Source organism: Vibrio sp. GLN_1 (assembly GCF_043106015.1).
Classification (GTDB): Bacteria; Pseudomonadota; Gammaproteobacteria; order Enterobacterales; family Vibrionaceae; genus Vibrio; species Vibrio parahaemolyticus.
On the sequence record NZ_JBICMD010000036.1, the window covers coordinates 760321 to 786023 of the forward strand.

Sequence of the window (25703 nt, forward strand, 5' to 3'; positions counted from 1 at the left end):
TTAATATTCAAGTTTTGATGCCGTCTATTCTTGAATGCTTGGCATTTCTAGTCTTTATTTATCAGTGTGTTATATTGTTGAAAACGATTCCTGACAAATCTATCCAAATATCACAGCTGTGATTCACATCACACAAAGGGAGTTATCGTGCAGAGCCCTATCACTTTAGAAGCGCTCCATATCTTGGATGCGATAGATCGCAGAGGCAGCTTTGCGGCAGCGGCAAATGAGCTCGATAGAGCACCATCTTCACTGAGTTACCAAATCCAAAAGCTCGAACAAGATCTCGACATCAATATTTTTGACCGTTCAGGACACAAAGCGCTCTTTACGGAGGCGGGTAAGCTCATTTTGGAAAGAGGGCGTGCAATTCTGCAAGCGAGTGAAAAGTTAGTGAATGATGCGACTTTACTTGCTAACGGTTGGGAGTTGGATATTACTGTTGCGTTTGATGGCATCATTCCAATTTCAAACTTCTTTCAGATGGTGGATGCGCTGGCGGAAGTAAGCTCGACACGCATTAGGTTGCAAGAAGAAATTCTTGCAGGAAGCTGGGAATCTCTGAATACAGGAAGAGCTGATCTGCTTGTGTGCCCTTCGTTGGATACGTTACCGCAAGAAGTGAAAGCAGAGAAAATTGGCAAGATGTCCATGATTTGGGTTGCGGCAACCAAGCATTACGTTCACAAACGCAGTGGCGAGTTTGATGATTCAGCAAGAGAGAAATACCGAATTATTGCCATTGCAGACACCGCACGCGAACAGCCAGCACTTTCGATAAACATCATTCAAAAGCAACCTAGACTCACTGTTACTAACTTTACAGCAAAAGTAGAAGCATTAACCGCAGGCTTAGGGATTGGTACCTTACCTAGACAAATCGCGCTACCGTTAATAGAAAAAGGCGTACTTAAACAAATTGAAGGCACAGAAGAGCAGCCGATGGATATCATTCTAGCGTGGAGAAGAAATACCATGGGTGAAGCGAAATCTTGGTGCATTCAGTATCTGAAGAAGAATTGGAAACTAAAGTAACAGCGTCACTTTTTACTTCTTAGATTCAGATGAGTCTAATGAATCTAAGAAGTTGAGCGGTAGAAAGAGAGCACGCTCCTCACTCATTAATTTAAAGGTAGCACCATATCTGCCGTTCCGTCTGCAAACTGGACATCAACTTCAAACCCCAAACGTTGAGCAAGCATCAGCATCCCTCGATTGGTAGGCATTGTCATACCTGACATTTGTTTCGTGCCTTTAATTTTGCAATAGCTGATGATCTTCTCCATCAAGATTTTTCCTAATCCTTTTCCTTTCAAATCTGAGCGAACCAAAATCGCAAATTCAGCATCACTATTGTCTGGCGTGATCAGCGCACGCGCGACACCAATGATCGACGGTCCACTTTTATCAAAGGCTACTGCGACAAAGGCCATCTCTCGGTCGTAGTCAATTTGAGTAAAATTAGCTAAAGCTTCGTGGTTAAACTCACCAACCTCTGAGAAGAACCGTTTATAGAGATCTTCTTTGGATACACTATTGATGAACTGAGCGTGGAGTGGCTCATCTTCAGGAAGAATTGGACGAAGAAGGATTGGTTGACCATCACGCAGTGTCACAGTTTCAACAAATTCAGCAGGGAAAGGGCGAATAGCCAGTCGTTTTTGAGCGTCACCTTCATATTTGCAAAGCGTCACATCAGCATCAAGTATGGTTAAGTCATCTCCAGATACCAATACTGGATGGATATCCAGTCTTTGTATTTCAGGTAACTCAACCGCCATTTGCGAAATACGAACTAAGAATTTTGACAGCTCAGTAATATCGAGCGCATCTTTATGTTTCTGAAGACGGATCTTCCCGGACTTTAATGCAACCACGACTAAATAGCGTGCAAGCGTCATATTCAAAGGAGGCAGGGCGGCCACCGCGTCTTGAGCGATGTTCCATTCAGATCCACCTTGACCAAGTAAAATGACAGGCCCAAATACCTTGTCGACCGCGATACTGATTCGCAACTCTTCCGCGCTGCCAAGCTTCGCCATGCCTTGAACTAGCAGGCCGTGTACGTTTGCAGATGGGTAACTGAATTTGACGGTATCTAAAATCGATTGTGCAGCGTTAGAAACTTCTCGACTATTTCTCAAATTAAGCGCCACGCCGTGTACGTCTGATTTGTGAGGAATATCAGGAGAACGTAGCTTCACGGCGACAGGGTAGCCAATATTTTCTGCCATGTGAACTGCTTCGATTTCATCCGATGCTATCCAAGTAGGCAAAACATTAAAGCCAAAGAGCTTAAATAATGGGCTAGTTTGGTGTGTATCCAGTGTGACTGTGTTTTTATCCAGTAGTCGTTCATCTACCCATTCTTTTGCAGAATTTACGCTACCTGAGTGCAGCGGCTCTGCTGTTGTTGGCGTTTCCATCAACTGTTTCTGGTTTCGCCTGTATTCAACGAGGTGCATGTACGCAACGACCGCGCTTTCCGGCGTACGATAGGTAGGTATCCCCGCTTGAGTGAATGCCAGTCGAGCATCTCGAGATGTTTGTTCCCCAGACCAGTTAGTTAGGACATTAAAATGTTTATGTCGAGGGTGATTCTTGATGGCTTCAATAACCGCCAAAGCCGTTTCATAAGAATCAGACACGGCAGAAGGACTGTGCATAATCAAAATCGCATCAGCACAATCATTATTCATTACCGCATTGATCGCATCTACGTAGCGTTTTTTCGTTGCATCTCCGGAAAGATCTATCGGATTAACACCCCGCCAGTTAGACGGTAAAATGGCTCTGAGCTGATCGGTTGTTACTTCGTCCAGAGTCGCTAAATTGCCACCTCGTTCAACTAGTGTATCGACCGCCATGACGGCAGGGCCTCCACCGTTAGTGATGATGGCTAAGCGTTCTCCACGCAACGGAACTGAGTGCGTCAGCGTCTCTACCGCAGCAAATAACTCATGCGTATTGCTAACACGCAGCATACCAGTTCTTCGTATCGCAGAGTCATAAATTACATCGAGCGTATCGCCATCTTGCTGCTCGAACGTATTCATTTCTTTTGAACGGCCAGCTTTCAACACCAATATACGACGATTGCGAGAAGCGGCACGGGCTGCGGACATAAATCGTCGTGCATCTTGAATGGAGTCGACATACAACAATATTGCTTCGGTATTGCCATCCATACTCAAATAATCGAGCAAATCTGCAAAATCAATATCTTGCCCACGACCAATCGAGATAAATGAAGAAAACCCGATATTTTTGTCGTTAGCCCAATCTAAAACCGTGGTACAAACGGCAGCCGATTGAGAGATAAAAGCAATCTTTCCCGGCTTTGCTGCGACAGGCGAAAACGTACAATTGAAATTATGCCAAGGTAAGATAATTCCAAGACTGTTTGGTCCAAGAACCCGAATATTAAGAGATGACAAATCTAGCGTTTGTGCATCATCAGAAATTACTATCGCGAATGGTGTGCCACGCTCATCCAGCTCTTTGAGAAGTTGTTCATTTCGCGAAGCATTAGTACAGAGAATCGCGATATCCGGCGTATAGGGCAGGGAAGCAACATCGCGATAGGCAATGACACCCGATACCGCTTTATACCTTGGGGTAACTGGCATGATTGCACCATCAAACCCACTTTGCAGAAGATTCCGCATAACGACTTGCCCTGCACGGAGGTCTTTTTGAGAGGCGCCAATTACCGCTACGGAACTAGGTTTAAAGAGCTTATGTAGTTTATTCATGTGAACTCCTGCGGCTTGTCGCGACTTACTTACAATCTGCTACGTTGATATCAACAATCATAAACGAATAAATAAGCCAGAAAACATAAACGAACCGGACATTGAAGCAAATCTATACAGTGCTTGTAGAGTTTGTGTTACTCATCACATCAAATTCGCAGATTATTGTATTTGATGCTTGATAAACGGGCCTGCTATCGGCATGATTTATCGTAATATTTATCCAGAGCGTTTGTTACTTCATGAAAAAAATCGCAATCATCGGCTTATCAGTCCTTCTTTCAGCTTGTGTTTCGGAAACTTACATCACAGATGTCACCTCCGAAAGCTACCGAGAAGACTACAAATCAGACGCAGTCTCTAAGCCTATAATGGCGTCTGAAAGTGCAGTTGTAGAACAAGACGTTAAGCCTGAAGTCGTGAAAATGACGGCAAAGCCTGAAGAGAAAAAAGTGGTGAAACTCACACCAAAAGAGCAGGTAAAACCCGTTAAAATCGTCCCTCCGAGCAAGAAGCAAGCAGGTATTCAACGATTCGGTTACACCATCCAGGTAGTCGCCGTAGGTAGCCAAGCTAAAGTTGATCAATTTGCAAACAAACTGCCTCAAAACGGTCAGCCGATTTGGGAGAATTACAAAGTTGTCAACGGCACAAAGTGGTTCTCGGTTCTTTACGGTGACTACGCAACAAGCGCCGAAGCTCAACAAGCGATTTCAACGCTTCCAACTCAATTCCAACAGCTGAAGCCTTTTGTTAAAAGCATTGACGCAATTAAGAACTCATCATTTCCAACGCTTAACAAACTCAACTAATCAAACCAAAATAAGGGAGCAATACGCTCCCTTATTTCTTTGGTCAAATCCTATTCGAACAGAATTCCTCACACTAAAATAACTGTACGTTACACCTCAAAGGTTTATCATATTAACTAGTATCTTTTGTAGGTCACGGAAAGATTGATTCATGATTAAAAATATTCTTCTATTATGCGGCGGCGGCTCTTCTGAACACGAAATTTCACTGTTGTCGGCTAACTTTGTTGAACAACAACTAAACCTAATTCAGAACGTCAAAGTCACTCGCGTAGAAATAAAAAATGAAGGTTGGGTTACAGATCAAGGCGAATTGGTTTACCTTGATTTAAACACCAAACAATTGTGCTCGAATGAATCCAATCAAACGATCGACTTTATTGTGCCTTGTATTCACGGCTTTCCCGGCGAGACTGGTGACATTCAATCACTATTCGAAATTGCCGGTATCCCATACTTAGGATGTGGACCAGAAGCAAGCAGCAACAGTTTCAATAAAATCACATCAAAACTTTGGTACGACGCTTTAGACATTCCAAATACACCTTACTTATTCCTAACTCGCAATGATGAACACGCTCACAGACAAGCTGAACAAGCCTTTGAAAAGTGGGGAAAAGTGTTTGTTAAAGCTGCACGTCAGGGCTCGTCTGTTGGGTGTTACAGTGTAACTAAAAAACAAGCTATCGCTAAAGCAGTAAACGATGCGTTTGGTTATTCAGATCAAGTACTTGTAGAGAAAGCGGTAAAACCTCGTGAGTTAGAAGTCGCAGCTTATGAAATGAACGGTGAACTGCACATCACTAAGCCAGGTGAAGTGATCGCACCCGATGGTGCATTTTACTCATACGATGAAAAATACAGCAGCTCAAGCCATTCATTAACAGAAGTAGAAGCGAAGAACCTGACTCAAGAACAGATCGATAAGATTCGTCATGCGTCAGAAACCGTATTCAAACAAATGAACCTTCGTCATTTGTCTCGCATCGACTTTTTCCTTACGGAAGATAACGAAATTTACTTGAATGAAGTGAATACATTCCCAGGAATGACGCCAATTTCAATGTTCCCAAAAATGCTTCAAAACAATGGTCACAAGTTCCATGAGTTTCTTGAAGATTGTATTAATAGTGCAAAGTGATTAACGTTCACGCGATACGTTTTGTGTTAGAAATAGTTGAATAGAGCACGGTTTGTTCAAGCGATATTTGAATAATGCTCAGTAGCAATTATGATTGTATTAACGCATTAAACAGATGATTCAGTGGTATGGCAATTTCAAATTATAGAGGTTTTAACCTGCAGTCAGGCGGACCCGATGGCAGTATTTGGAAGGTTAAAATCAAAAACCACGTTTTACAAGGCAGTTTGACGGCGGTGAAAAAGAGCATTGATTGGTGGTGTGACACAGCATCAATCATTGACCCGAAAGAATTCGCGTCTCTTGGACAAAGAGCACACCCAACTGGTGGTGTTCAATCAGAAGTTTTTAACGGATATACCATTAAAAACGACACTGGTGAACCAAACGGTTGGTACTGTATGTTTAATGGAAAACTCATTAAAGGCGGCAAGGCTGCTATTCAACGACACATCGAAGCTTATTTAGTTGCAAAGCAGAAAGCGATGCAAGTACAGGCACAACAACAAAAGAAATAACAGAATGACCCTGGTATATTCAACAGAAACCGGACGCATTAAACCGGAAGAAGAAAAAGTAGCTCGTCCTAAAGGCGATGGTATTGTTCGTATTCATCGCCAAACCAAAGGCCGTAAAGGCAAAGGCGTTTGTATCGTTTCAGGATTAGACCTAGACGACGCGCCTTTGAAACTGCTCGCTGCAGAGCTTAAAAAAGTATGCGGTTGTGGCGGTTCAGTCAAAGATGGCACCATCGAAATTCAAGGTGACGCAAGAGATAAGATCAAAACACACCTTGAAAAGAAAGGCATGACAGTAAAACTAGCCGGTGGCTAAATTCCTGACGTTCAAATCTCAGATAAACTAGAAACGGCGTCTATATGATTAGACGCCATTTTTATTTGCAATAAACAACTTGCTAATTGAAGAACAAGCAATCGCAGATTGATAGATCGATATTAGCTATTTTATGGTAAATACTGATTATGTTTAATCAGCTATCTAAAGTTAGCTCAAATTTAAAATCTGAAAGAGATAGGAGAGCAAAGTAGAAAGAATCTGACGTATGGTTACACTTCATTTAACATAACACATATAATGCGCACTGCAATAGTGGTTCCTGTGGACTTGCAATCACGACGGCTAATCCAGTGCAAGCCATTGAGATTCCTGATAATCCCAGCCCATTAAACTTTTTTGCAATTCCTTCCCATACTGCTTTTATCTGCTGATTGTCACTGCTTCAACCCAGCAATGGTACCTCAGGTTGAAGAAATGTTTGGAATGGCTATACCAAACCAAACCTTATCAACTATGTCGTGTATACGTCAGTGTAATAATTTATTTTTTCAAGGAAATTTGAGGTGTAAAAACCGAACCTCATAACCAAAGGTTCGGCTTATTGAGCTGTTGTTTTATTTATGACTTCACAAACCAAGGTCTCTTTTCATATGGTCGCTTAGCTCTTCGGATGCCCGTACGTTTTGCTTTCTTGAGTAACGATGCCTTAACTCACCACCAAACAACACGCGAAATACTCTAGTATAAAAATTTATGGTTTGTACAACTAACTTAGAAAAACTTATTTCTGGCAAGGATAATTGTTTCGTATTTTGTTTTATTACTTTCATATTCATAAACCTCAACATAATTTGTACTTAAATTTGATAATGCAACATCGATTACTAAAATAATTTTATTTATATTTTTTGGTACAGTAATTTCATTATGGATAACGCAAGCCGCTTCAATTAACATGCTACCTTTACTTTTATTCAAAGATGTTATTTTTGATATACTCTCAACCTTACAGTTCCTATCGTTGACTAAAGATTTAATATCGTCACTGCCTGAAACGTTAATAATCCCATTTTTTATATTATTAACAATCTGCTCCAAGTGGTATTCAGAAACCACTTCTTCGTAACTTTTAAATATCATTTTCCCCCTCCGTTGATGCAAGTTATACTGTTCAGCCTCCAAAAAGACAACGTGACTCAGAGTTGCAGATAGGTAACAATCATGGAATGGCTCAATAGCGAACTCATCAACTTCGCGGCAATATGCAAACACCTCTCTTTAACTGAAGCAGCTAAGGAACTTGGAAAATCAAAGGCTCAAGTCAGTCGTCAACTCGCGATGCTTGAAACTGCTTTAGGCGTAACATTGGTGCATAGAACGACTCGAAAGCTCGTCTTAACTGACCATGGGAAAAGTATTAGTCCTCTGGCTCTTGAAACATTAAGTAAGCTACAAGAACTAAACTATAGAGCCAGATCACTGAGTGACTGTATTAGCGGTAAATTCAAGATAACAATGCCAAACTCTATAGCTTCATCAATTTTCGGCAGTATTTTGAGAAAATTACAAGAGAGATACCCTGCGGTAATTTTTGAAATTTCGTCTAGTAATAAGGTTGAGAATTTATTAGAAAGCAATGTTGATATTGCAATAAGACTAAATGATGTTGTTGATGATAATTTAATTGCGCATAAAGTTGGGAATTATAATGATGTTCTAATTTCTAACAACAGCAATGAAAAAAGTAGCACTCTTCTTATATATAAAAATCATTCGAATAAGGAAGAAATAAGAAAAAGTTATTGTGATGTGATAGAGATCGATAATACATCAATTTTATTGAACTTTGTTGAGCAAGGTGTGGGATTGGGCGTAATACCCAACTACCTGTTAAAAGGCAATAGTCATCAAGAACTTTTAAAAGTTACCCATACATACAGCACAGAAAAGTCAATGTATGTCGCCTACCCCTATCAAAATCCATTACCGAGAAAGCTGGCCGAAATTTCATCTTTCATAAGGTTAGAGCTCACAGCGATCTTAGGGGAAAAGTAACTATAATTACGGTGTCACATCCAGTTGGACTTACTAATTTGAGGTCTGCCGAAAAATGACAAATAACACTCAAAAACAAAGTTAATTTGTAACAAATTATGTTAACGATATTGTCAATTCAATTATCTCAATAGAGGAATGATGCTTTGCGTCACAGAGATCGTGGTAAAACATATCCTCGGAAATGCTTCTAATGAATGCATATCACGTTAAATAGTGCATCAATTGACTTTGACTAAAACACAAATCTAGTACAGCCCAATAATCAATTGATTTCATAATCTGCGAGCGGTATGGTGTTTGTGACCCCCATAAAAAACAAGGATATTGGCTATGGATAAATTACTGGCGTCCGCTTTAGAAATTAAACAGCGCACCATGGTTACTGGCCTTTTTGCAAAGAACGGGTTCAAAATCGCCATGACAGATTTTGACGATGTTACTTTTGAGCGAGAAGGCGTCCAAGTTAACGTACATTTTGACATGGCTTCAAATGCTGAATCCGTTTCTGTTTTGTCCAAAAAGCCATTCTCGTTAACTCGATAAACGATATAAGCCGAACTAGCCTTTGGTTCGGCTTTTACTCATCATTGTTTAATCATCTAAGTACACGACTAGCAAATCAGCTTCTATGGCGTTCGCAAGCTTGGGGACAGAAGAAAAGAAACGACTCAACAAGCTATGATGATGGCCACATACAACGAGATCTATCCCTACTTCCTTCGCAATTCCGGAGAGCTTGATGTGAAGATCACCAATCACAACCTTACTGTCATGGACTTCATAATCACACTCGTCAGCAAGCTTTTGTAATGCATTCTGCAACTTTCGTTCTTCTTTCAACTCTAGAATAATCTTATCGACATCTACATAGACTAAGGAAAGCTTACTTTTTTCATCTTTCGCTAAAGAAACTGCTTTATTGATGACTTTTTTGCTGGAATCAGTAAGGTCTACCGCAACCAAAATATGTCCATAACTCATTACGCTCTCCTATTTTGAATGGTACTACTTTTAGTCTAGCTTATCGAACACACTAAACATCGGCTTACCCGCCGATATCTAAATGAAAACATCCAAATCCCCATCTCTAAGAGCTCAGCTGTTCGAACATATACCCTAAAACATCAAAAGCCTCTCACTAAACATTACACCGTAACTTAAGTTGACTTGTAAGCGATGCTGTAAAACTAAGTCCGTAGTGGCTCCTGCCTCTAAGCGCTCTGAAAATCTAGATTAAAGATCATCAAAAACTCTGCCGCAATTTTAATAATGTAGTCCCTGGAGAAGCAGTTCTGACACACCGTCTGCAAGTACTTACTGTCTTTATATGGAAGTATATATAAGCACCGAATTTTGATTTGATTTTGTGACACTGTGTCTTAATGAAAAATTCAACACATTATACTGGCTAATTATTCCTCTTAATGGTCACTGTGTAATTTAATTACATGCAAATTACTCATCAATCTTAAGAAAGCAAATAATTCTACGATAACTCACTGATTAATATCAGATTTAACCAAAATTGACCTAAACAACCATAAAATCACCACTGAAGCATGTTTATGGATAAAGATGAATTGGTAAAATTTTACCTGTTGCTTTCGTCTAAATGGTTAGCTCTTTTACTGCTGTAGTTAAGAAGGTCGTGTTACGCGGTAACGGTATGACTTAAATTGTTTGATGGGAAATGGATTAAGAAAGGGGCAAAAAAAAGCAGGGTCTGTGCCCTGCTTCTTCTATTAACTGTCTTGTTGTTTGGCTGCGTATTCTGCGCGAATCTGCTCTGCCACGATTTTGATCGCTTCGGCTGTACTTGTGCCCTTTGCCATCAGTTCTTGAATTCGTTCTACAGCTTCTTGCTGCTCTTTGTGCGATATAGGTGGTAAATCGTCAAACATAAAAAAAGGCTCCTCAATGTGAGGAGCCGACTATAACGATTCAGTTAATAGGTCGCAAGGAAATTAATGGATGCGCCCATTGCATTTTCGTTTGTGTATCTCGCAGCAATATCTAATTCAATCAGGTTCAATGGCGATAAGCCTATACCAGCCGTAATCGTCCCTTCATCATTACTTCTCGCAAGGTTTTTCATATAGCCACCTCGTAGTGCCATTTGGCGCAAAATGTCTATTTCGAAGCCAGCTCGAATCATTTGGGTGTTATCATCAAATGAGGAAAAGCGTTTCTCTTCATTTAAGTCGTAGTCGACGCTCATGGTAAAGTAGTCTGCAACGATACCCGCACCTACTGTGTAAACAGGTCTCATACTGTATTCGTATGACTGAATCGTATCAGTGTTGTACTGGAACGATTTGGTTTTCACGTCTCTTCCAATCAAGTTTTTAGCCGAGATACCCAAACGATATGGACCGAAGAACCAAAGTGCACCCGCATCTAAGTTAAACATAGTTTCAGCAGTTTCGTGTTCACGGAGATCTTTGGTATCAAAGTTCTTAAAGCTGGTCGCATACGAATATGTATAGATGCGCTGCAGTTTTGGGGTGATACCAAAAGAAAGATGCTGATTCATAAAGTTGGTGTACTTGGCAAGAGACACCCCTGCCTCCGCTACGCCAATCGAAACACCTTGAACATAGCTGTCTGTCAGTGGATCGACACCTGATGTATCAACATTAGGTTGAACAAATGACTCTGTGTAGAGTTTTCCGTAAACAGTTGCTGATAAAAATTTATTTGGAATACCAACGGCAACGACACCACCTAAGTCAAAATCCATTTTTTTGCCGTCAATAGCATCCATGGATTTTTTGATCTCATCAACATCGGTCAGCTTACTAATGCGCTCGATTTCGTCAATAAGATCATATTGATCGTCATAACTTATACCGAAACTTGGAATGATCATACCCGCGTCGTCATTGCGGCGGTAAATTGCAGTCAACGCAGGGTTGAAAAATGGAGCGGTCAGATAAGAGGCAGAAACGGTACCAACACCACCCATTGCATCGCTACGTGCTTCAATAGCATAAGTCGCAGCAGAAGCGACATTCGCAAATAGTGATGCTGTAATGGTGGTGGCTAAAATTTTGAATTGGGTTTTCATACTACACTTGTGTTTTTAGTTCTTCCTGAACTTATATCGGCACAAATGTTATTTCTTTAATTATTCTTCCTGAGAAAGATCATAAGTACGGCTGATTGTTTGAGCTTGCTCAACAATTATGTCCCCTTGCCAACGTCTACTGTTGATACTTACCGCTAAAACATATCTATCGTTTGGTACACCAGCTAATTCAAGTGAGTTTGGGTAATTAGATTCGTAGGTTTTCTTCCACATCTGCTCATACTGGCCATCCACATAGTCGTACAGACCGACTTCCAATTGAGGTAATGGGCAATGAGGATTGCGAAGTGCACTCTTTTCTACTTTCCAGTTCTCTTTTGATGTCCAGCGAACATATTGGGAGGAGTTTGAGTCTCCGAGTATCACCCAAGTTCGGTAAACTTGTTTATCTTTAGATACAACGGACAAGTGATACAAACCGGCTTCCAGTTTACCTGTGAGGTTGTATCGCTTGAGAAAACTGCGTTCGTTTGCTATTTCTGTCCCATCAGCTTGCTCTTCATAACTGAAAGAGCTGTCACCAGATATAGACTCATCAACCCAACGACGAAACGATATGTCTTCAATATCTGTTGTCGCTCTAAGTTTGATCACCAAACGGAAAGTGTCGCGCCCCGGACTTTGGATAGTTTGACGAATCACGTTTACGCCACTGATCCAATCAGGCAAGGTAACACCTGTCAGTGATTTTCCACAATTTTTCGAAAGAGATTGACCGAGTAAGTCATTGAGATGAGGAGTTAGATCTTTGCTTGGCTCTGTTTGCCATAACTCAACCAACGAGTTGAACATCCCTGCGAGGTCATCTTCAAGCAGGTGTTGATGAGCTTGTGTCAGTGGCGTATTGGTTTGAAACCAATCCATCGCTTGGACTGGTTTCACTAACGCTAACGAGAGAACTACAGGGAGTAGCGTTTTCATTATCGATTATGCTTTCATCTTGTAGCCTACGCCACGAAGCGTTTCGATTTCAAGGCCTGGCAATTTCTGACGAAGTTGAAGTACGTGGGTATCTACAGTACGTGTTGTAGGGAAATGGTTGTAACCCCATACATGGTCTAGTAGTTCATCACGAGTAAAAACGCGGCCTAGGTTTGACGCCAAGAACAGAAGCAAATCAAACTCAGTACGAGTTAACGTGATCAAATCACCTTTGAAGATAACTTCACGTGTTGCGCGATCGATCTCCAGATCTTTCGTCATAACTTTATCTGCATTAGCTTGATCAGCAGAGTCAGGCGCACGCAATTGAGCACGAATACGCGCGAACAATTCAGCTTCTGCAAACGGTTTTGTAAGATAGTCATTTGCACCAGAGTCTAAACCAGCTACCTTATCTTTAACGGTAACAAGAGCCGTTAACAAGATAACTGGAACGTCTTTAATTTTCTTCCATTCAGGGAGATGTTGTACGGAGTCACCGTCAGGTAGCTGGCGATCTAGGATGACAAGATCCGCTTTTTTCCACTGAGGTTCGACGTCGGCAATACGCTCCACATGTAAACACTCATATCCTGCTTGTTCCAGGCTTACTAACAGGCCATCAGCCAAGTTTTTATCGTCCTCAACGAGAAGCAGTGTCTGTTTCACAAGGTATCTCCAATATAAAGGTTGTAGGTGGTCCCATTAGGGACATTTTTCCGCCCATGCGGCCTACCATAGATTCAACGATTGTTAATCCAAGTCCTAACCCGCTCTTACTTACGAACGGTTTTCTCAAATTTGCCCAGTCTTTAGAAGTCAAATCACCGGCATCTCGGACTTGGAATACGATTTTTTCTTCACTGGTTTGAACATTCAGTTCAACCGGTGGAACGCCATACTTAAGTGCGTTTCGCAATAAGTTATCGATACATGTTCCAAGCCAGTAAACGTTAACTTTTGCCGCTACATCTTCGTTGATGTTGAAAAGCACAGCGTTATCAAATTCTTCTTCAATCTTATATTCTAGCCATTCTGCTACAGATGGAACCCAATCTGTTGCAAGCATTTGGTTATCAGATTGCAAATAATCTTTACTTGCCTCCGCCAATTGACGCAATCGGCGAGTATCTTCACATAATCTTCGGAATTCGTCATACACACTTTCAGGTAAGTGCTCAAATTCTCGTCTAAATCCTTCGACGGTTAGCGATAGTGAAGCAATTGGCGTTCGAAGCTCATGCGTTAAGATCTGTAAGACCAGCATACGGCTACGAAGTTCTTCACGCTTACTGTTCCAACGGTACACCGCCCAGCCAATGACAAGCAAGATGTTTGCAATGACAAGGATGATCATGCTGATCCGCAATACTTGCGAGTGATCTTCTACATCCCAACATATGTTGCCTCGTTTTACGAAACAGCTTTTGCTTTGTGACGCTAATGTATAAGAAAGGCCTGCATTCGCGACGTTTTCTTGCCAAACATCTTTGGAAAATACGAAGTAACGGTCTCCACGACGAAGCCACATTTCCTTGCCTTCAATAAACATACTTGCTCCTGCAATTAGAGCATTAATGGCGTCATCGTCCATATTTTGCAAGCTTTCTAGTAGCTCGTCACCTTCTTCGTTGTCACGCTCTTTAATGTGCATGTACTGAGCAAGTTTAGGACGCAACTCGGGATACTTTTCAACATAGCGCGCCGCGTAAGTACCGCCACCAGGGTGAACCAATCCGCTACGCGAGAACCAACGCGGTGTTAACTGAGTGCCCTTACAAATAGCACGAGTAAATACTAGAGGCTCAGTAATTAGAGGGCTGAGAGGTAATTTCCCTCGGCATGTATTCGCCAAGCTGTAGAGCTGCTGAATATCCTTCAAAGGATAGTCAGAAGTTTGAGGAAGCAACGAATCAGGTGAAAGTAACTTCGTAGGGTAATTTGATTGCAGAATGCGTATATCATACGATTTAAGAGCCACTTCATAGTTAAATAGCTCTGTAAACGTATCTATGCGTTCTGGTAGTGAATCGGATAATGCAGGTGCCGAGAATAGTGGCAATATTGATGCAAAACCGAGCAAAAACTGTTTAATCAAACTGTTACCGTTACTTGTTTCATTAGCGAAAACTATACATCAATCTACAAGCAATTGACATTAGCTAACTTAAGGATTTGCATTACTATAACATTGAAACGGAACAAAAAAGGGCCAGCAAGTGCTGACCCTGTATAGTTTTAAAACAATTTCGATTACAACGCTTTAAAAATCGCCTCTACGCTTTCTTTAGCGTCGCCAAACAGCATCGAAGTGTTTTCTTTAAAGAACAGTGGGTTCTGAACGCCCGCGTAACCAGTATTCATTGAACGCTTGAATACGATGACGTTTTTCGCGTTCCACACTTCCAATACAGGCATGCCAGCAATCGGACTGTTCGGATCTTCTAGCGCAGCTGGGTTTACAGTGTCGTTCGCACCAATAACCAGAACCGTATCTGTTTCTGAGAAATCATCATTGATTTCGTCCATTTCCAGAACGATGTCGTATGGTACTTTCGCTTCTGCAAGTAGCACGTTCATGTGACCAGGCAGACGACCCGCGACAGGGTGAATACCAAAACGAACTTCAATACCTTGTGAACGAAGTGCATCAGTAATTTCATGCACCGGGTACTGCGCTTGCGCTACTGCCATGCCGTATCCCGGAGTGATGATTACTGACTTCGAGTTTTTCAGCATTTCAGCCACTTCTTCAGCAGTGGTTTCACGGTGTTCGCCCTGCTCTTCATCACTTGAAATGATAATCTCTTGACCAAAGCCACCAGCAATAACACTGATAAACGAGCGGTTCATCGCTTTACACATGATGTATGACAGAATCGCACCTGAAGAACCAACCAAAGCACCTGTTACGATTAATAGGTCGTTTGCAAGCATGAAACCTGCTGCCGCCGCTGCCCAACCAGAGTAAGAGTTCAGCATTGAAACGACTACTGGCATATCCGCACCACCAATGGATGCGACTAGGTGGTAACCAAACGCGAACGCAATTAACGTCATCACGATAAGCGCGAACATGCTGCCATCTGCTTTTACGAAGTAGATCATTAGAAGCGTTGAAACTACGATCGCAGCCAGATTCATTTTGTGCTTGTGAGGAAGGTTCAGTGGAGACGATGAAATCACACCACGTAACTTACCAAACGCAACAATAGAGCCAGTGAACGTTACAGCACCAATGAATACACCAAGGAAAACTTCGACAAGGTGGATAACATGCTCTGCATGCGTTGCAGCTTCTGGTGCGTCTAAGTAGCTATTGTAACCAACAAGTACCGCCGCCAAACCTACAAAGCTATGTAGAATAGCAACCAGTTCTGGCATTTCGGTCATCTCTACTTTCTTGGCGTAGAAAATACCGATCGCACCACCGATCGCCATCGCGATAATGATCCAACCAAACCCTTGAGCATCTGGGCTAAAGATCGTTGCGATCAACGCGATCGCCATACCCGCGATACCGTAGTAGTTACCGTTACGTGCGGACTCTTGCTTAGACAGCCCCGCCAAACTCATGATGAAAAATAATGCAGCAACAATGTAAGCTGCTTGTACTAATCCTGCAGACATTGTGACTCCTTATTTATCTTTTCGGAACATTTCAAGCATGCGCTTGGTTACGGTGAAACCACCAAATATATTGATACTTGCAATCAATACGGCAATAAAGGATAGGAATGACACAACGCCGTTTCCTTGTCCGATTTGCAACAACGCTCCAACCACAATAATGCCCGAGATAGCATTCGTTACAGACATTAGTGGCGTATGCAGAGCATGTGTTACGTTCCAAACTACGTAGTAACCCACCACACACGCAAGAACAAATACGGTAAAGTGAGAAAGGAACGCAGCAGGTGCTACCGATGCAATCCAAGCAAATGCGCCAACGGCTGCAACAAGACCAATCAACTTTTTAGTCGGAGAAGTTGGTTCTTCAACTTTTGGCTCTTTCTTAACGGGTTGAGCTTGCTTAGCTTGAGGCTGAGCCGATACTTGAATTGGTGGCGCAGGCCAAGTGATTTCGCCTTCTTTAATAACAGTAACACCACGAAGAACCACATCTTCGAAATCAATATTGATGTTGCCGTCTTTTTCTTTACAAAGCAGTTTAAGAAGGTTTACAAGGTTGGTTGCGTAAAGCTGGGAAGATTGCGTTGGTAAACGGCCGACCATGTCGGTGTAACCAACAATTTTTACGCCGTTGTCTGTCATGATAACTTGGTCTTTCACTGTGTATTCACAGTTACCACCATTAGCGGCTGCCAAGTCAACAATCACACTACCCGCTTTCATGCTATCGACCATTTCTTTGGTGATCAACTTCGGAGCAGGTCTGCCCGGGATTAATGCAGTTGTGATGATGATATCAACGTCTTTAGCTTGCTCTGCATATAGCTCTGCCGCTTTCTTATTGAAGTCATCAGACATTTCTTTTGCGTAGCCGTCACCAGAACCAGAGTCTTCTTGGAAATCTACGGTCAGGAACTCCGCACCCATCGACTCAACTTGTTCTTTTACTTCTGGACGAACGTCAAACGCACGAACGATAGCGCCAAGACTGCCAGCAGCACCGATTGCAGCCAAACCCGCTACACCAGCACCAGCGACCAAAACTTTCGCTGGTGGCACTTTACCTGCAGCCGTAATTTGACCAGTAAAGAAGCGACCAAACTCATGCGCGGCTTCAACTACCGCGCGGTAACCGGCAATGTTAGCCATTGAAGAAAGTGCATCCAAGGCTTGTGCACGAGAGATTCGAGGAACAGAATCCATAGCAAGAACGTTAATATTCTTACTTGATAGTTGTTCCATCAACTCTGCGTTTTGAGCAGGCCAAATAAAGCTAACAAGTGTTGCACCATCTTGTAGTAACGCGATTTCGTCGATGCCTTTTTCTTCATCTACGATTGGCGCATTCACTTTTAAGATAAGACCAGATGCCCATACTTCGTCACTAGAAACGACTTTCGCTCCAGCAGCTTCATAAGCAGCATCATCGAAACTTGCTAGCACCCCCGCTTGAGATTCGATAACGACGTCGAATCCCAATTTAATTAACTGCTCAACCGACTTCGGCGATGCAGCCACTCGCGATTCACCCGCGAGTATCTCTCTAGGTACACCGATTTGCAAAACGCATACTCCTTGTATACATATCAATAAATTAGTCCCAAAACAGAGCTGTGCTCTACTCTAATTCTTTTTTATTTCTATCTGTTTACCACGCAAGACAACTGCAAACGAAAGATGGTGTTTGGGGCCACCCATTTGCACAATAACACCTTGACTAACAGCCCTGTTATTATTCTGTTTGTATCGAACGTGGGTTATGACTTCAAGTGTTTTGTAATTTAAATACTAAATTTCATTACATATAACGCTAAGTAATCAAAGATTCTCGCTTTGACCATGAAAAATAACAACGCTTTGTCACACAAGACCGAGGTCTAACCAGATCGTCGTAACTACTTAGTTAACAGACATTTAAGCTAAAAAAAGAAAGAGCCATCAGCATATACACTAATGGCCCTCGTTATGATGATTCGTATCAAGTTGCAGCGAATTGTTAATCGAAGATTTTGTCGCCCATTTGATCGATAAACATTTGAGATTTCTTCAACATCAGCTCGTTTGCATCTCCCTCAGAGGCGAGCAAATCAGAGCGAATGAAACGATGCGTTTTGACTTCTCCATCGTAGGACTTTTCAATGCGCCCTGCGATTCTGTATTGACCGCCTTCTGAAATGCTCTCTTGATAGATCAGAAAGCCTTTGTATTCGACAGGCTCTACCGTTTTTACTTCAGCAGTTTTTTCACTGCCACCAAACAAGCGTGAAAAGAATCCCACGATTCCTCCTTGGGTACGATTACTCTATTGTTTCGGTTCTGCGCAAACGCCAATCACCTAATGTTGACGTTTAAGATTGGTTTCTCAAACCAGTCCAGCTCTTTGTCATCATCATAACTGGTATGAGAGAAAATGACAGGCACATCATTATCGCGATTCTTACGCCTGTCTTCTAAAATCATAGCGGCAGCATTGTGTACCGCGACATCCACGCTTTGCTTGAACTGAGTGAGTTTTCTTTCCGGTAGTGCAGAGAGAAAATCAATATCATGACGAATATAAACAGGTTTAAGCTGAATCAGCGCGAGACAGGCAATATCTGCCAACTGCTCGTTATCGAATTGAGAAGTGTATTGGTCTGAACTGAGCACTTGACCAACGAGGGTTTCCATATAGTTATGTACGTCAGAACTGATCTGCATTGATGATTCTCCTATGTTCATTGTGAACAAGTATAGCAGCCGGTCGTTTTGAACAACTCATTGATTGCTCTTAATTTAATCAATCTCTCTCTTTTTGTTGCGATGCGAGCCAAAATACTTGGGAAAATACGTAAATACACGTATTCTTCTTAAATCAAAAAGCTGGAAAATCAAATACTCACCTTACTCAGTATTGATTGAATGCTTAACGTAACATACTAGATATAATCAACTATTTGCAGGCAGTTTTTAATAAATGTCCTCATCTTTAATGACGTCATCAGGCTTTAGATTTTTATTCCCGATCGCACTATTAGGTATGGTGAGTGTTGGTATGGGCAACATCATTCAGATGACTCAATCCAACTGGGGTATTGCTGCAAACCTACCTTATATCTTGCTAGGTTGTGCGCTCGTGCTTTGCTACTCCTTTAAGCAAGGCAGAGAGTCTATGGTCTGCTTATCCATGTTGGTGGCATACTTTGTTATTCAGCATCGATTGCAAGTCCCTCTAAACAGCGGAACCGCGTTATTAGAACTCACTATTCTCGCTACCCTGCTTCCTGTCTCCTTTTTGACGGTCTTTCTGTTCAACAAAGATGGATTCGATTCAAAAGCCATGTTCATCTATGTTTTGATGCTGGTGATGTTCATCTTGTGGTCCTACATCATCTTGGCTTATTACGTTGATGGTGGCTTTGAGCAATGGACCAGCGGCATTTTGTTCATTGTGCCTAGCGTATCTAAGCTGCCATTTATTCTTGTTTTGTATTGTGTTGGTATTGTGTGCTTTCTCGGTATTCTGCTGCTGAAAACCAACAAAATCATCCATGCGATGACCTATTCTGCAATGGCTTTGGCTTCCGCAACATTCATCTTCTTTGATGTGCAGTACATTTCCAGCACCATGTTTACGCTTACTGGTCTGCTCATCATCATCTATTCGACCTCGGCGAGTCACCAACTTGCTTTTACTGACAGCCTAACGCAGATTCCAAGCCGCAGAGCATTAGATTTAGATCTAAAACACATGGGCAGAAAATTCACAATTGCAATGCTCGATGTCGACCACTTCAAGAAATTTAACGACACGTACGGGCATGACATCGGCGATGATGTGCTAAAAATGGTGGCTTCAAGATTGATGAAAACACGTGGTGGTGCAAAGGTCTATCGCTTCGGCGGCGAAGAGTTCACCATGGTCTTCAAGGGAAAAAACGTTGAAGATTGTCGCCAATACATAGAAGAAGCTCGTAAAGCTATCGCTGAATATGAAATGATCCTCCGTGACAAAGCCTCTCGCCCTGACGATCACAAGCAAGGCCAGCAAAACCGAGGTACCGAAGACATGCAAAGAGAATCGGTGTTCGTCACGGCGAGCTTTGGTGCTGCAGACAGTAGAAACGGAAGAGAACCTGCTGAAGTCATCAAACTGGCGGATGCGGCATTGTATAAAGCTAAAAAAGCAGGTCGAAATTGCACCAGAGTGAATCAGAACTAATCACATAAAGAAATACAACGACCGCAAATAAGTGCGGTCGTTTTGTTTAGACAGTTCAACGGCAAGTATCGTCAATCCTGATTAAAGAACAGAACCAAACTGCCACCTTTCAGATCACTACCATAATTGATGGTTAAACCGATACCAATATTGTCTATCCAATCGGACTCAAACGGTGGAGTCATCAACCATCCAATACTTCCTTCATAATAATTCGTAGTATTTAGCGGATCGCTCGTATCGCCACCAATATCGATTCGACTAAAGCTGGTATAGAAAGATTGAACTGTCGTACCAATATGAGCGACGTCGTAGAAGACTTTGACACCATTTACCCAATACCAACCTTCCGGCTTTCCTACATTCCCGTTATTTGCCTCACCCCATCCGGTTCCATAGAAGTAATGTGGCGATGTCCAGAGATACCATTTACCCCATGATTCTTGCTCAAGGTATTTTAACTTGGCGTTAAGCTGTCCGAGCAAAGCCCAAGCACTGGTATTTATCAATGCACCATCCAAAATAGGTTGGAGTGCCGTAATTGCATCACTTCGGTAGGTATAGTCCGTTTTATAATGTATGAGGTGAGCCCCTAGCGCACCACTTAAGCTAAAGTGTTCTGTGAGTTGCTTTTCCACTTCAAACTCGTTGTACCCACCGATAAACTGCTCTTTACTTCGATCTGGAATAGGTTCTTCATTGAAGTAAACATCTTGATCAATACCCAGCAGATAAAAGCGTCCATTAAAACGATACGTTAGTTTCTCAGTTTCGTTTTCGGCAAGGTCAAAGCTGTAAGGTAACGTGAATTCTTTGATCTCTTTGCGCAGATCCAAAGAGTCTGCCGTCCCAATATCTTCGTTACTTAAGTTGAAGTATTGGTTAGGGTCGAAATCATGAAACCCAAATGTAAATACATCGGTGTCAGTTAAAACCACACTCAATGCAAAGTTGTACTCAAATTCTTTGACTATTAAATCATTAAGCGTTTCGGCTTGTGAAGCCGCGGACAAAAGTGACAGTGTAGCTATAGCGTAACTGTTGATAACAGCTTGTTTCAACTTGCGTTTACCATTGTATAAGTATTGCGACCTAACGATTTTGAAGTATAAAGTGCCCTATCTGCCGTGGCATACAAATCTGCTTGATTCTCTTTTCCAGTGGGTTGGAACACAAACACACCCTGTGACACCGTCACTCTATTTGCAACGCTTGAGAACTCATGCTGATAATCAAGGAAGTACATCGCTTCTTGAATGCGCTCTGCTTCCCTTTCTGCCGTTTGCGCGTCCGTGCTACTGAGTAAAACCACAAACTCTTCTCCACCATAACGACCAACATATTCACCAGAACGACAGAATGTTGCTTTAAGCTGGTTGGCAATCGCTTGTAAACAGCGGTCACCTTCTATGTGTCCATAGTTATCATTAAATGGCTTAAAGAAATCGACATCCAAGAGTATCATCGCCATCGGCATATGGTGCCTTCCATGCCACGCCACCATTGAATCTAACTTTTGATCAATGTAACGGCGGTTGAAAAGCTTGGTCAGGCCATCCTCGTTGGCTTGTTGAGTGAGAAGTTGGTTGACTTGCTCTAGTTGGGCTGTTGCTTGTTTGAGTTCTCGACGCATATGCGCGATACGCTGCATCGCTATGAGTTTGGAGTTCAGGACGAGTTTGTCAACTGGCTTAATCAAATAGTCATCGCCGCCCGCATCGATCGCTTTCGCAATCATTTCAGGTTCTTCATGACTACTTAAGAAAATAATAGGAATCCAGTCTGGAAAAGTTTCTCGAACATGGAGGGAGACTTCAAAACCGTTCATTTCAGGCATGGAAATATCAAGCAGTACCAGTTCGGGGTCAAAGCTCTCGTAAGTATTTAAAGCTTCTATACCGCTACCGACGGCTTTGACGATATGTCCAAGCTGTTTAAGACGAATAGCCAACTGCATTCTGTCTAGTTGAACATCATCAACCAGAAGAATACGCATTGATGTCCCTGTAGGCTGCATAACGCGTTCCATTTTTATTTGTCTTTATTAAACATATACCATACTCATAGACTTGTTGCATTACGCTAAGAATTAAGTGCTATATTTTTTGTCGATTTGTCACGAATTCAAATGGTTCTTATGGTAGCTATTTGATGCATTTGGTATTACTATTCCCGCCTTTTGTAACGAGAGACACACCATGTCAGAAGCAACTAACAACGAAAGCAAAAAAATTGATCTAGAAACCATTTCTCCAGAACTACGTAAAGTTATCGAATTTGACGAAGTTCCAGAGCAAATGTTCGAAATGGTTACCTCTATCCATGAAGTGTCTGAAGAAGCTGTACGTGCGTCTTGGGACGAAATGCCTGCAAGCGCACAAAACATTCTAGATAACTTCGAGCAGTTCCATGCTCTAGTATCAGTAGGCCAAGCGTTTGCTGGTATTAATGTAATGGAAGAGTTCCCAACTCTGAATCTGCCAGAAAACATGACAGATGAAGATAAAGAAGAGTACCGTTCGCAACTGCTTGATAACGTTCTTCATAACTGTGTTAAAGACATGGTTAAGCAACTGAAGAAAGCACGTCGCGACCCAATTCTTAAGCGTGAATTCAAAGAAGTATTTGCAAAATAATTGCTAGAATACAAGTAATTAAGGCCGCATCGCGGCCTTTTTTTGATCATGTAATAAGTCAATTCTTTTATAGGTTTAATGCGGTGCTAGCGCAACGTCTCTCTGCGTGACACTCACACCTTTCACCTGAGCATAAACCTTGTCACCCACTTTCAAGTTCAAGTCATCAAGCGCCCATGGCGTAATAGTCGCCCACAAATAGCATCCATCATCTAACTGCAAAGAGACGTTAATACTTTGCTTATCATCTCCCGCGTTAAACGCTTCTATCGAATGAACTTCGGCAGGCAATACATTTCGGATTGACGTAGCTTTCGGCTGCTCTAAAGCGATGGAGACATCATTTGCACGTACCTGTAAACGAATTGGCGTGTCGGGCTCGCCATCAATCTTTTGAACCCAGAGTGACGCGTTTGGAGCCAGCTTCACACGAGTCAGCGCATATTGCGAATGGTGTGCATCGATCTTTCCTTCAAACAGACTGCTTTGATCGGAGAATGATTGCCATGGTCGCATTGCGTGAGAAGCCCAAACCTCTTCAAGTTTGCCAGATGTGGTTACTTGTCCTTTATCGATAATCGCAAGATGTTGAGCAAGCCTCAAAATCTCTTGTAGACTATGCGTTACATAGATAATGGGAATGTTCACCTTGTCTGACAACTCTTCCAGAAATGGCATGACTTCACGCTTTCTGGGCATATCTAGTGATGCGAGAGGTTCATCCATCAACAACAAATCAGGCTTCGATAACAGTGCTCGAGCAATAGCGACACGTTGCTTTTCACCGCCAGAGAGTGAGATTGGGAAACGCTTTAAAAGAGGTTTGATGGAGAGCAAGTCCGTAACAGCATCAAAATATGCATCATCTTTTTCCTTCACCCCATACAAAAGATTGCCCTGTACAGAGTAATGAGGAAATAAACGCGAATCCTGAAATACATACCCGATTTTACGTTTATGCGTTGGTAAATTGATCCCTTGTTCACTGTCAAACAAGACGTGATCACCAATTGCAATTCTGCCCTGTTGTGGCGTCACCAACCCACTAATCACATTAATTAATGTGGTTTTACCGGCTCCAGAACGTCCAAATAATGCACTTATTTCGTTACGTGGTAACGAAAGATCGATATCAAAGTTAGTTTCGCCAAGCGTTTGTTTGAATTGAATTTTAAGTGTCATCGCTTCGCACCCAATCTACTCGATGCTTTACGATTCAACCACTCAGAAATCATCAACGTCGATAAAGCGAGAGCTATAGAAATGATACACAAGCGTGCCGCTTCCATTTCCGCTCCCGGCGTTTCAATAAAATTGTACATAGCGAGAGGAATGGTTTGTGTCTCCCCGGGAATATTGGACACAAAACTGATGGTTGCGCCAAACTCACCCAGACTGCGGGCAAACGACAGCATAGTGCCCGTGATGATCCCAGGAATCGTCAGAGGCAAAGTAATGGTTAAAAAGACTTTTAAAGGCGATGCGCCCAACGTGGATGCCGCGTGTTCCAGTTTAGGGTCCACACTCTCCAAACTTAACCGGACAGAGCGAACCATCAAAGGCAATGCGACAACAATACAAGCGACAACTGCCCCTTTCCAATTGAAGCTAAACACCAAACCTAAATGCTCATAGAGCCAACGCCCTAAAAAGCTTTGTCGCCCTAACGAGACTAACAACAAATAACCAATCACCACTGGTGGAAGCACCAGTGGTAAATGAATCAAGCTATCTAAAATAGATTTGCCGAAGAACTCTTTGCGAGAAAGTAACCACGCAAGAAATACACCTAAAGGAATAAGCCAAAGTACCGCATAAGCGCCAACTTTTAAGCTCAACATTAGGGCTTGGTATTCAAGTTCTGTCACTCTTTGTCCCTATTATTGAAAACAGCATTATTGTTGGAAACCGTAATGAGCAAAAACTCGCTTCGCGTCTTCCGATTTCAAATACTGGAAGAATTGTCTCGATTCCGTTGAATCGTTCACTACCGCCGCTGGATAAACGATGGCCGCGTGCATGTCACTCGCAAACTCGCCAACAATTTTCACTTTGCTAGTCAACTGCGCATCGGTCTTATAAACCACCCCTACAGGAGCTTCTCCGCGCTCAACTAAAGCCAAAGCAAGACGTACATTTTTTGCTGGTGCAACTTTGGTTTGAATCTCTTTCCATACACCCAGTGTAGTCAGTGATTCTTTCGCGTACATCCCTGCCGGCACAGACGTAGGGTTGCCCAATGCGAGGCGACTGCCATTTAACGCCGCTTCCCAAGCTTTTGCATCCGCGAAGTTAAATACGGCTAAGCTTGACGTTTGAGGTGCAATAAGAACGAGACTATTGCGAACTAAATTAGTGACATTGTCACCATCTATAACACCTTCATCAACCAAGTAGTCCATCCATTTCGTGTTTGCAGAAATAAACACATCAGCTGGGGCACCATTGATAATTTGTCGTGCGATCGAAGACGAGCCGCCATACACAGGCGTAACTGTTACGTCATACTTTTCTTTAAAATCTTGAGCGATTTCGTCAATCGCATTCGTCATCGAAGACGCAGCATAAACTTTCAGATCCGTTGCTGCATTTGTTGAGAATGAAATGCTTAATATTGCCGCTAGGCAAGCATGCGTTTTCCATGCTTTCATAAAGTGACT

At 42.3% G+C, this 25703-nt stretch carries 26 protein-coding genes and 1 pseudogene; 9 read left to right on the forward strand and 18 right to left on the reverse strand.

Going from position 1 to position 25703, the window contains the following annotated elements:
- The first annotated feature begins 147 nt into the window (after nt 1-147).
- Nucleotides 148-1035 carry a LysR family transcriptional regulator gene (locus ACF8OV_RS21165; protein WP_029840920.1) on the forward strand — a complete coding sequence of 296 codons (888 nt, stop codon included), beginning with the start codon at nt 148-150 and terminating at the stop codon, nt 1033-1035.
- An 86-nt stretch (nt 1036-1121) separates the two neighbouring features.
- Here ACF8OV_RS21165 and ACF8OV_RS21170 read toward each other — a convergent pair whose 3' ends face one another.
- Nucleotides 1122-3755 (reverse strand): bifunctional acetate--CoA ligase family protein/GNAT family N-acetyltransferase, encoded by a 2634-nt coding sequence (locus tag ACF8OV_RS21170; protein WP_005479339.1) that lies wholly within the window; start codon nt 3753-3755, stop codon nt 1122-1124.
- A 242-nt stretch (nt 3756-3997) separates the two neighbouring features.
- Between ACF8OV_RS21170 and ACF8OV_RS21175 the strand changes: the two genes are divergently transcribed.
- From ACF8OV_RS21175 to yciH, 4 genes are all read left to right on the forward strand, one after another.
- Nucleotides 3998-4567 (forward strand): SPOR domain-containing protein, encoded by a 570-nt coding sequence (locus ACF8OV_RS21175; protein WP_005455347.1) that lies wholly within the window; start codon nt 3998-4000, stop codon nt 4565-4567.
- Between the two features lie 151 nt (nt 4568-4718).
- Complete coding sequence (locus ACF8OV_RS21180; RefSeq protein WP_024702969.1) at nt 4719-5708, forward strand: D-alanine--D-alanine ligase; 990 nt, start codon at nt 4719-4721, stop codon at nt 5706-5708.
- A 128-nt stretch (nt 5709-5836) separates the two neighbouring features.
- Complete coding sequence (locus ACF8OV_RS21185; RefSeq protein WP_024702970.1) at nt 5837-6226, forward strand: DUF3319 domain-containing protein; 390 nt, start codon at nt 5837-5839, stop codon at nt 6224-6226.
- Between the two features lie 4 nt (nt 6227-6230).
- Entirely contained in the window at nt 6231-6542 is a 312-nt protein-coding gene (gene yciH, locus ACF8OV_RS21190) for a stress response translation initiation inhibitor YciH (protein WP_203503042.1), read from the forward strand.
- Between the two features lie 244 nt (nt 6543-6786).
- Here yciH and ACF8OV_RS21195 read toward each other — a convergent pair.
- Both ACF8OV_RS21195 and ACF8OV_RS21200 read right to left on the reverse strand, forming a co-directional pair.
- A pseudogene (locus ACF8OV_RS21195) lies at nt 6787-6945 on the reverse strand (DUF3693 domain-containing protein); the annotation flags it as partial.
- Between the two features lie 332 nt (nt 6946-7277).
- Nucleotides 7278-7646, reverse strand: coding sequence for a hypothetical protein (locus tag ACF8OV_RS21200; protein ID WP_258518488.1), 369 nt, complete (start codon nt 7644-7646; stop codon nt 7278-7280).
- Nucleotides 7647-7727: 81 nt separating this feature from the next.
- Here ACF8OV_RS21200 and ACF8OV_RS21205 point away from each other — a divergent pair, with 81 nt between their 5' ends.
- A complete protein-coding gene (locus tag ACF8OV_RS21205) occupies nt 7728-8561 on the forward strand; it encodes a LysR family transcriptional regulator (protein ID WP_203503031.1) in 834 nt (277 codons plus the stop codon).
- 333 nt (nt 8562-8894) lie between these two features.
- A complete protein-coding gene (locus ACF8OV_RS21210) occupies nt 8895-9107 on the forward strand; it encodes a hypothetical protein (protein WP_005479370.1) in 213 nt (70 codons plus the stop codon).
- 48 nt (nt 9108-9155) lie between these two features.
- Here ACF8OV_RS21210 and ACF8OV_RS21215 read toward each other — a convergent pair whose 3' ends face one another.
- The 10 genes from ACF8OV_RS21215 to ACF8OV_RS21260 all read right to left on the reverse strand — a co-directional run bounded on the left by ACF8OV_RS21215 (nt 9156) and on the right by ACF8OV_RS21260 (nt 18906).
- Nucleotides 9156-9545, reverse strand: a complete 390-nt coding sequence (locus ACF8OV_RS21215) for a universal stress protein (protein WP_140261101.1) — start codon at nt 9543-9545, stop codon at nt 9156-9158.
- A gap of 761 nt (nt 9546-10306) precedes the next feature.
- Nucleotides 10307-10465: a YoaH family protein gene (locus ACF8OV_RS21220; RefSeq protein ID WP_005455352.1), complete on the reverse strand. Its 159-nt coding sequence runs from the start codon at nt 10463-10465 to the stop codon at nt 10307-10309.
- A 44-nt stretch (nt 10466-10509) separates the two neighbouring features.
- Nucleotides 10510-11631, reverse strand: coding sequence for a conjugal transfer protein TraF (locus ACF8OV_RS21225; protein WP_005455289.1), 1122 nt, complete (start codon nt 11629-11631; stop codon nt 10510-10512).
- Between the two features lie 60 nt (nt 11632-11691).
- Nucleotides 11692-12573, reverse strand: a complete 882-nt coding sequence (locus ACF8OV_RS21230; RefSeq protein WP_005455351.1) for a DUF2861 family protein — start codon at nt 12571-12573, stop codon at nt 11692-11694.
- 6 nt (nt 12574-12579) lie between these two features.
- Complete coding sequence (vxrB, locus tag ACF8OV_RS21235; protein ID WP_005479407.1) at nt 12580-13242, reverse strand: response regulator transcription factor VxrB; 663 nt, start codon at nt 13240-13242, stop codon at nt 12580-12582.
- The gene (gene vxrA / locus ACF8OV_RS21240) at nt 13217-14671 is read right to left on the reverse strand and encodes a sensor histidine kinase VxrA (RefSeq protein WP_203503028.1); all 1455 of its coding nucleotides are present in this window, start codon (nt 14669-14671) and stop codon (nt 13217-13219) included. Before vxrA ends, vxrB begins: the two co-directional genes overlap by 26 nt.
- A gap of 155 nt (nt 14672-14826) precedes the next feature.
- Nucleotides 14827-16203 (reverse strand): Re/Si-specific NAD(P)(+) transhydrogenase subunit beta, encoded by a 1377-nt coding sequence (gene pntB, locus ACF8OV_RS21245; RefSeq protein ID WP_005461042.1) that lies wholly within the window; start codon nt 16201-16203, stop codon nt 14827-14829.
- A gap of 9 nt (nt 16204-16212) precedes the next feature.
- A complete protein-coding gene (locus ACF8OV_RS21250) occupies nt 16213-17769 on the reverse strand; it encodes a Re/Si-specific NAD(P)(+) transhydrogenase subunit alpha (RefSeq protein ID WP_005461001.1) in 1557 nt (518 codons plus the stop codon).
- 433 nt (nt 17770-18202) lie between these two features.
- Nucleotides 18203-18484, reverse strand: a complete 282-nt coding sequence (locus ACF8OV_RS21255) for an HlyU family transcriptional regulator (RefSeq protein ID WP_005498884.1) — start codon at nt 18482-18484, stop codon at nt 18203-18205.
- A gap of 53 nt (nt 18485-18537) precedes the next feature.
- Complete coding sequence (locus tag ACF8OV_RS21260) at nt 18538-18906, reverse strand: late competence development ComFB family protein (protein WP_005479403.1); 369 nt, start codon at nt 18904-18906, stop codon at nt 18538-18540.
- A gap of 256 nt (nt 18907-19162) precedes the next feature.
- On the opposite strand from ACF8OV_RS21260, the gene ACF8OV_RS21265 reads away from it, so the two are divergent.
- A complete protein-coding gene (locus tag ACF8OV_RS21265; protein ID WP_011106381.1) occupies nt 19163-20407 on the forward strand; it encodes a GGDEF domain-containing protein in 1245 nt (414 codons plus the stop codon).
- 71 nt (nt 20408-20478) lie between these two features.
- On the opposite strand, the gene ACF8OV_RS21270 is transcribed toward ACF8OV_RS21265, so the two are convergent.
- Together ACF8OV_RS21270 and ACF8OV_RS21275 are read right to left on the reverse strand one after the other, a co-directional pair.
- Nucleotides 20479-21468, reverse strand: a complete 990-nt coding sequence (locus ACF8OV_RS21270) for a Solitary outer membrane autotransporter beta-barrel domain (protein ID WP_005498888.1) — start codon at nt 21466-21468, stop codon at nt 20479-20481.
- Nucleotides 21465-22424 carry a diguanylate cyclase gene (locus tag ACF8OV_RS21275; protein WP_005479359.1) on the reverse strand — a complete coding sequence of 320 codons (960 nt, stop codon included), beginning with the start codon at nt 22422-22424 and terminating at the stop codon, nt 21465-21467. Before ACF8OV_RS21275 ends, ACF8OV_RS21270 begins: the two co-directional genes overlap by 4 nt.
- Before the next feature lie 181 nt (nt 22425-22605).
- Between ACF8OV_RS21275 and ACF8OV_RS21280 the strand changes: the two genes are divergently transcribed.
- A complete protein-coding gene (locus ACF8OV_RS21280) occupies nt 22606-23043 on the forward strand; it encodes a DUF3069 domain-containing protein (RefSeq protein ID WP_005461031.1) in 438 nt (145 codons plus the stop codon).
- Between the two features lie 75 nt (nt 23044-23118).
- Here the strand turns inward: ACF8OV_RS21280 and modC are convergent, their stop codons facing one another.
- The 3 genes from modC to modA are packed head-to-tail and all read right to left on the reverse strand — an operon-like array spanning nt 23119 to nt 25694.
- Nucleotides 23119-24225 (reverse strand): molybdenum ABC transporter ATP-binding protein ModC, encoded by a 1107-nt coding sequence (gene modC / locus ACF8OV_RS21285; protein WP_024701955.1) that lies wholly within the window; start codon nt 24223-24225, stop codon nt 23119-23121.
- Complete coding sequence (gene modB / locus ACF8OV_RS21290) at nt 24222-24911, reverse strand: molybdate ABC transporter permease subunit (protein WP_203503012.1); 690 nt, start codon at nt 24909-24911, stop codon at nt 24222-24224. Before modB ends, modC begins: the two co-directional genes overlap by 4 nt.
- Before the next feature lie 27 nt (nt 24912-24938).
- Nucleotides 24939-25694: a molybdate ABC transporter substrate-binding protein gene (gene modA / locus ACF8OV_RS21295; RefSeq protein WP_203502997.1), complete on the reverse strand. Its 756-nt coding sequence runs from the start codon at nt 25692-25694 to the stop codon at nt 24939-24941.
- Nucleotides 25695-25703 lie beyond the last annotated feature (9 nt).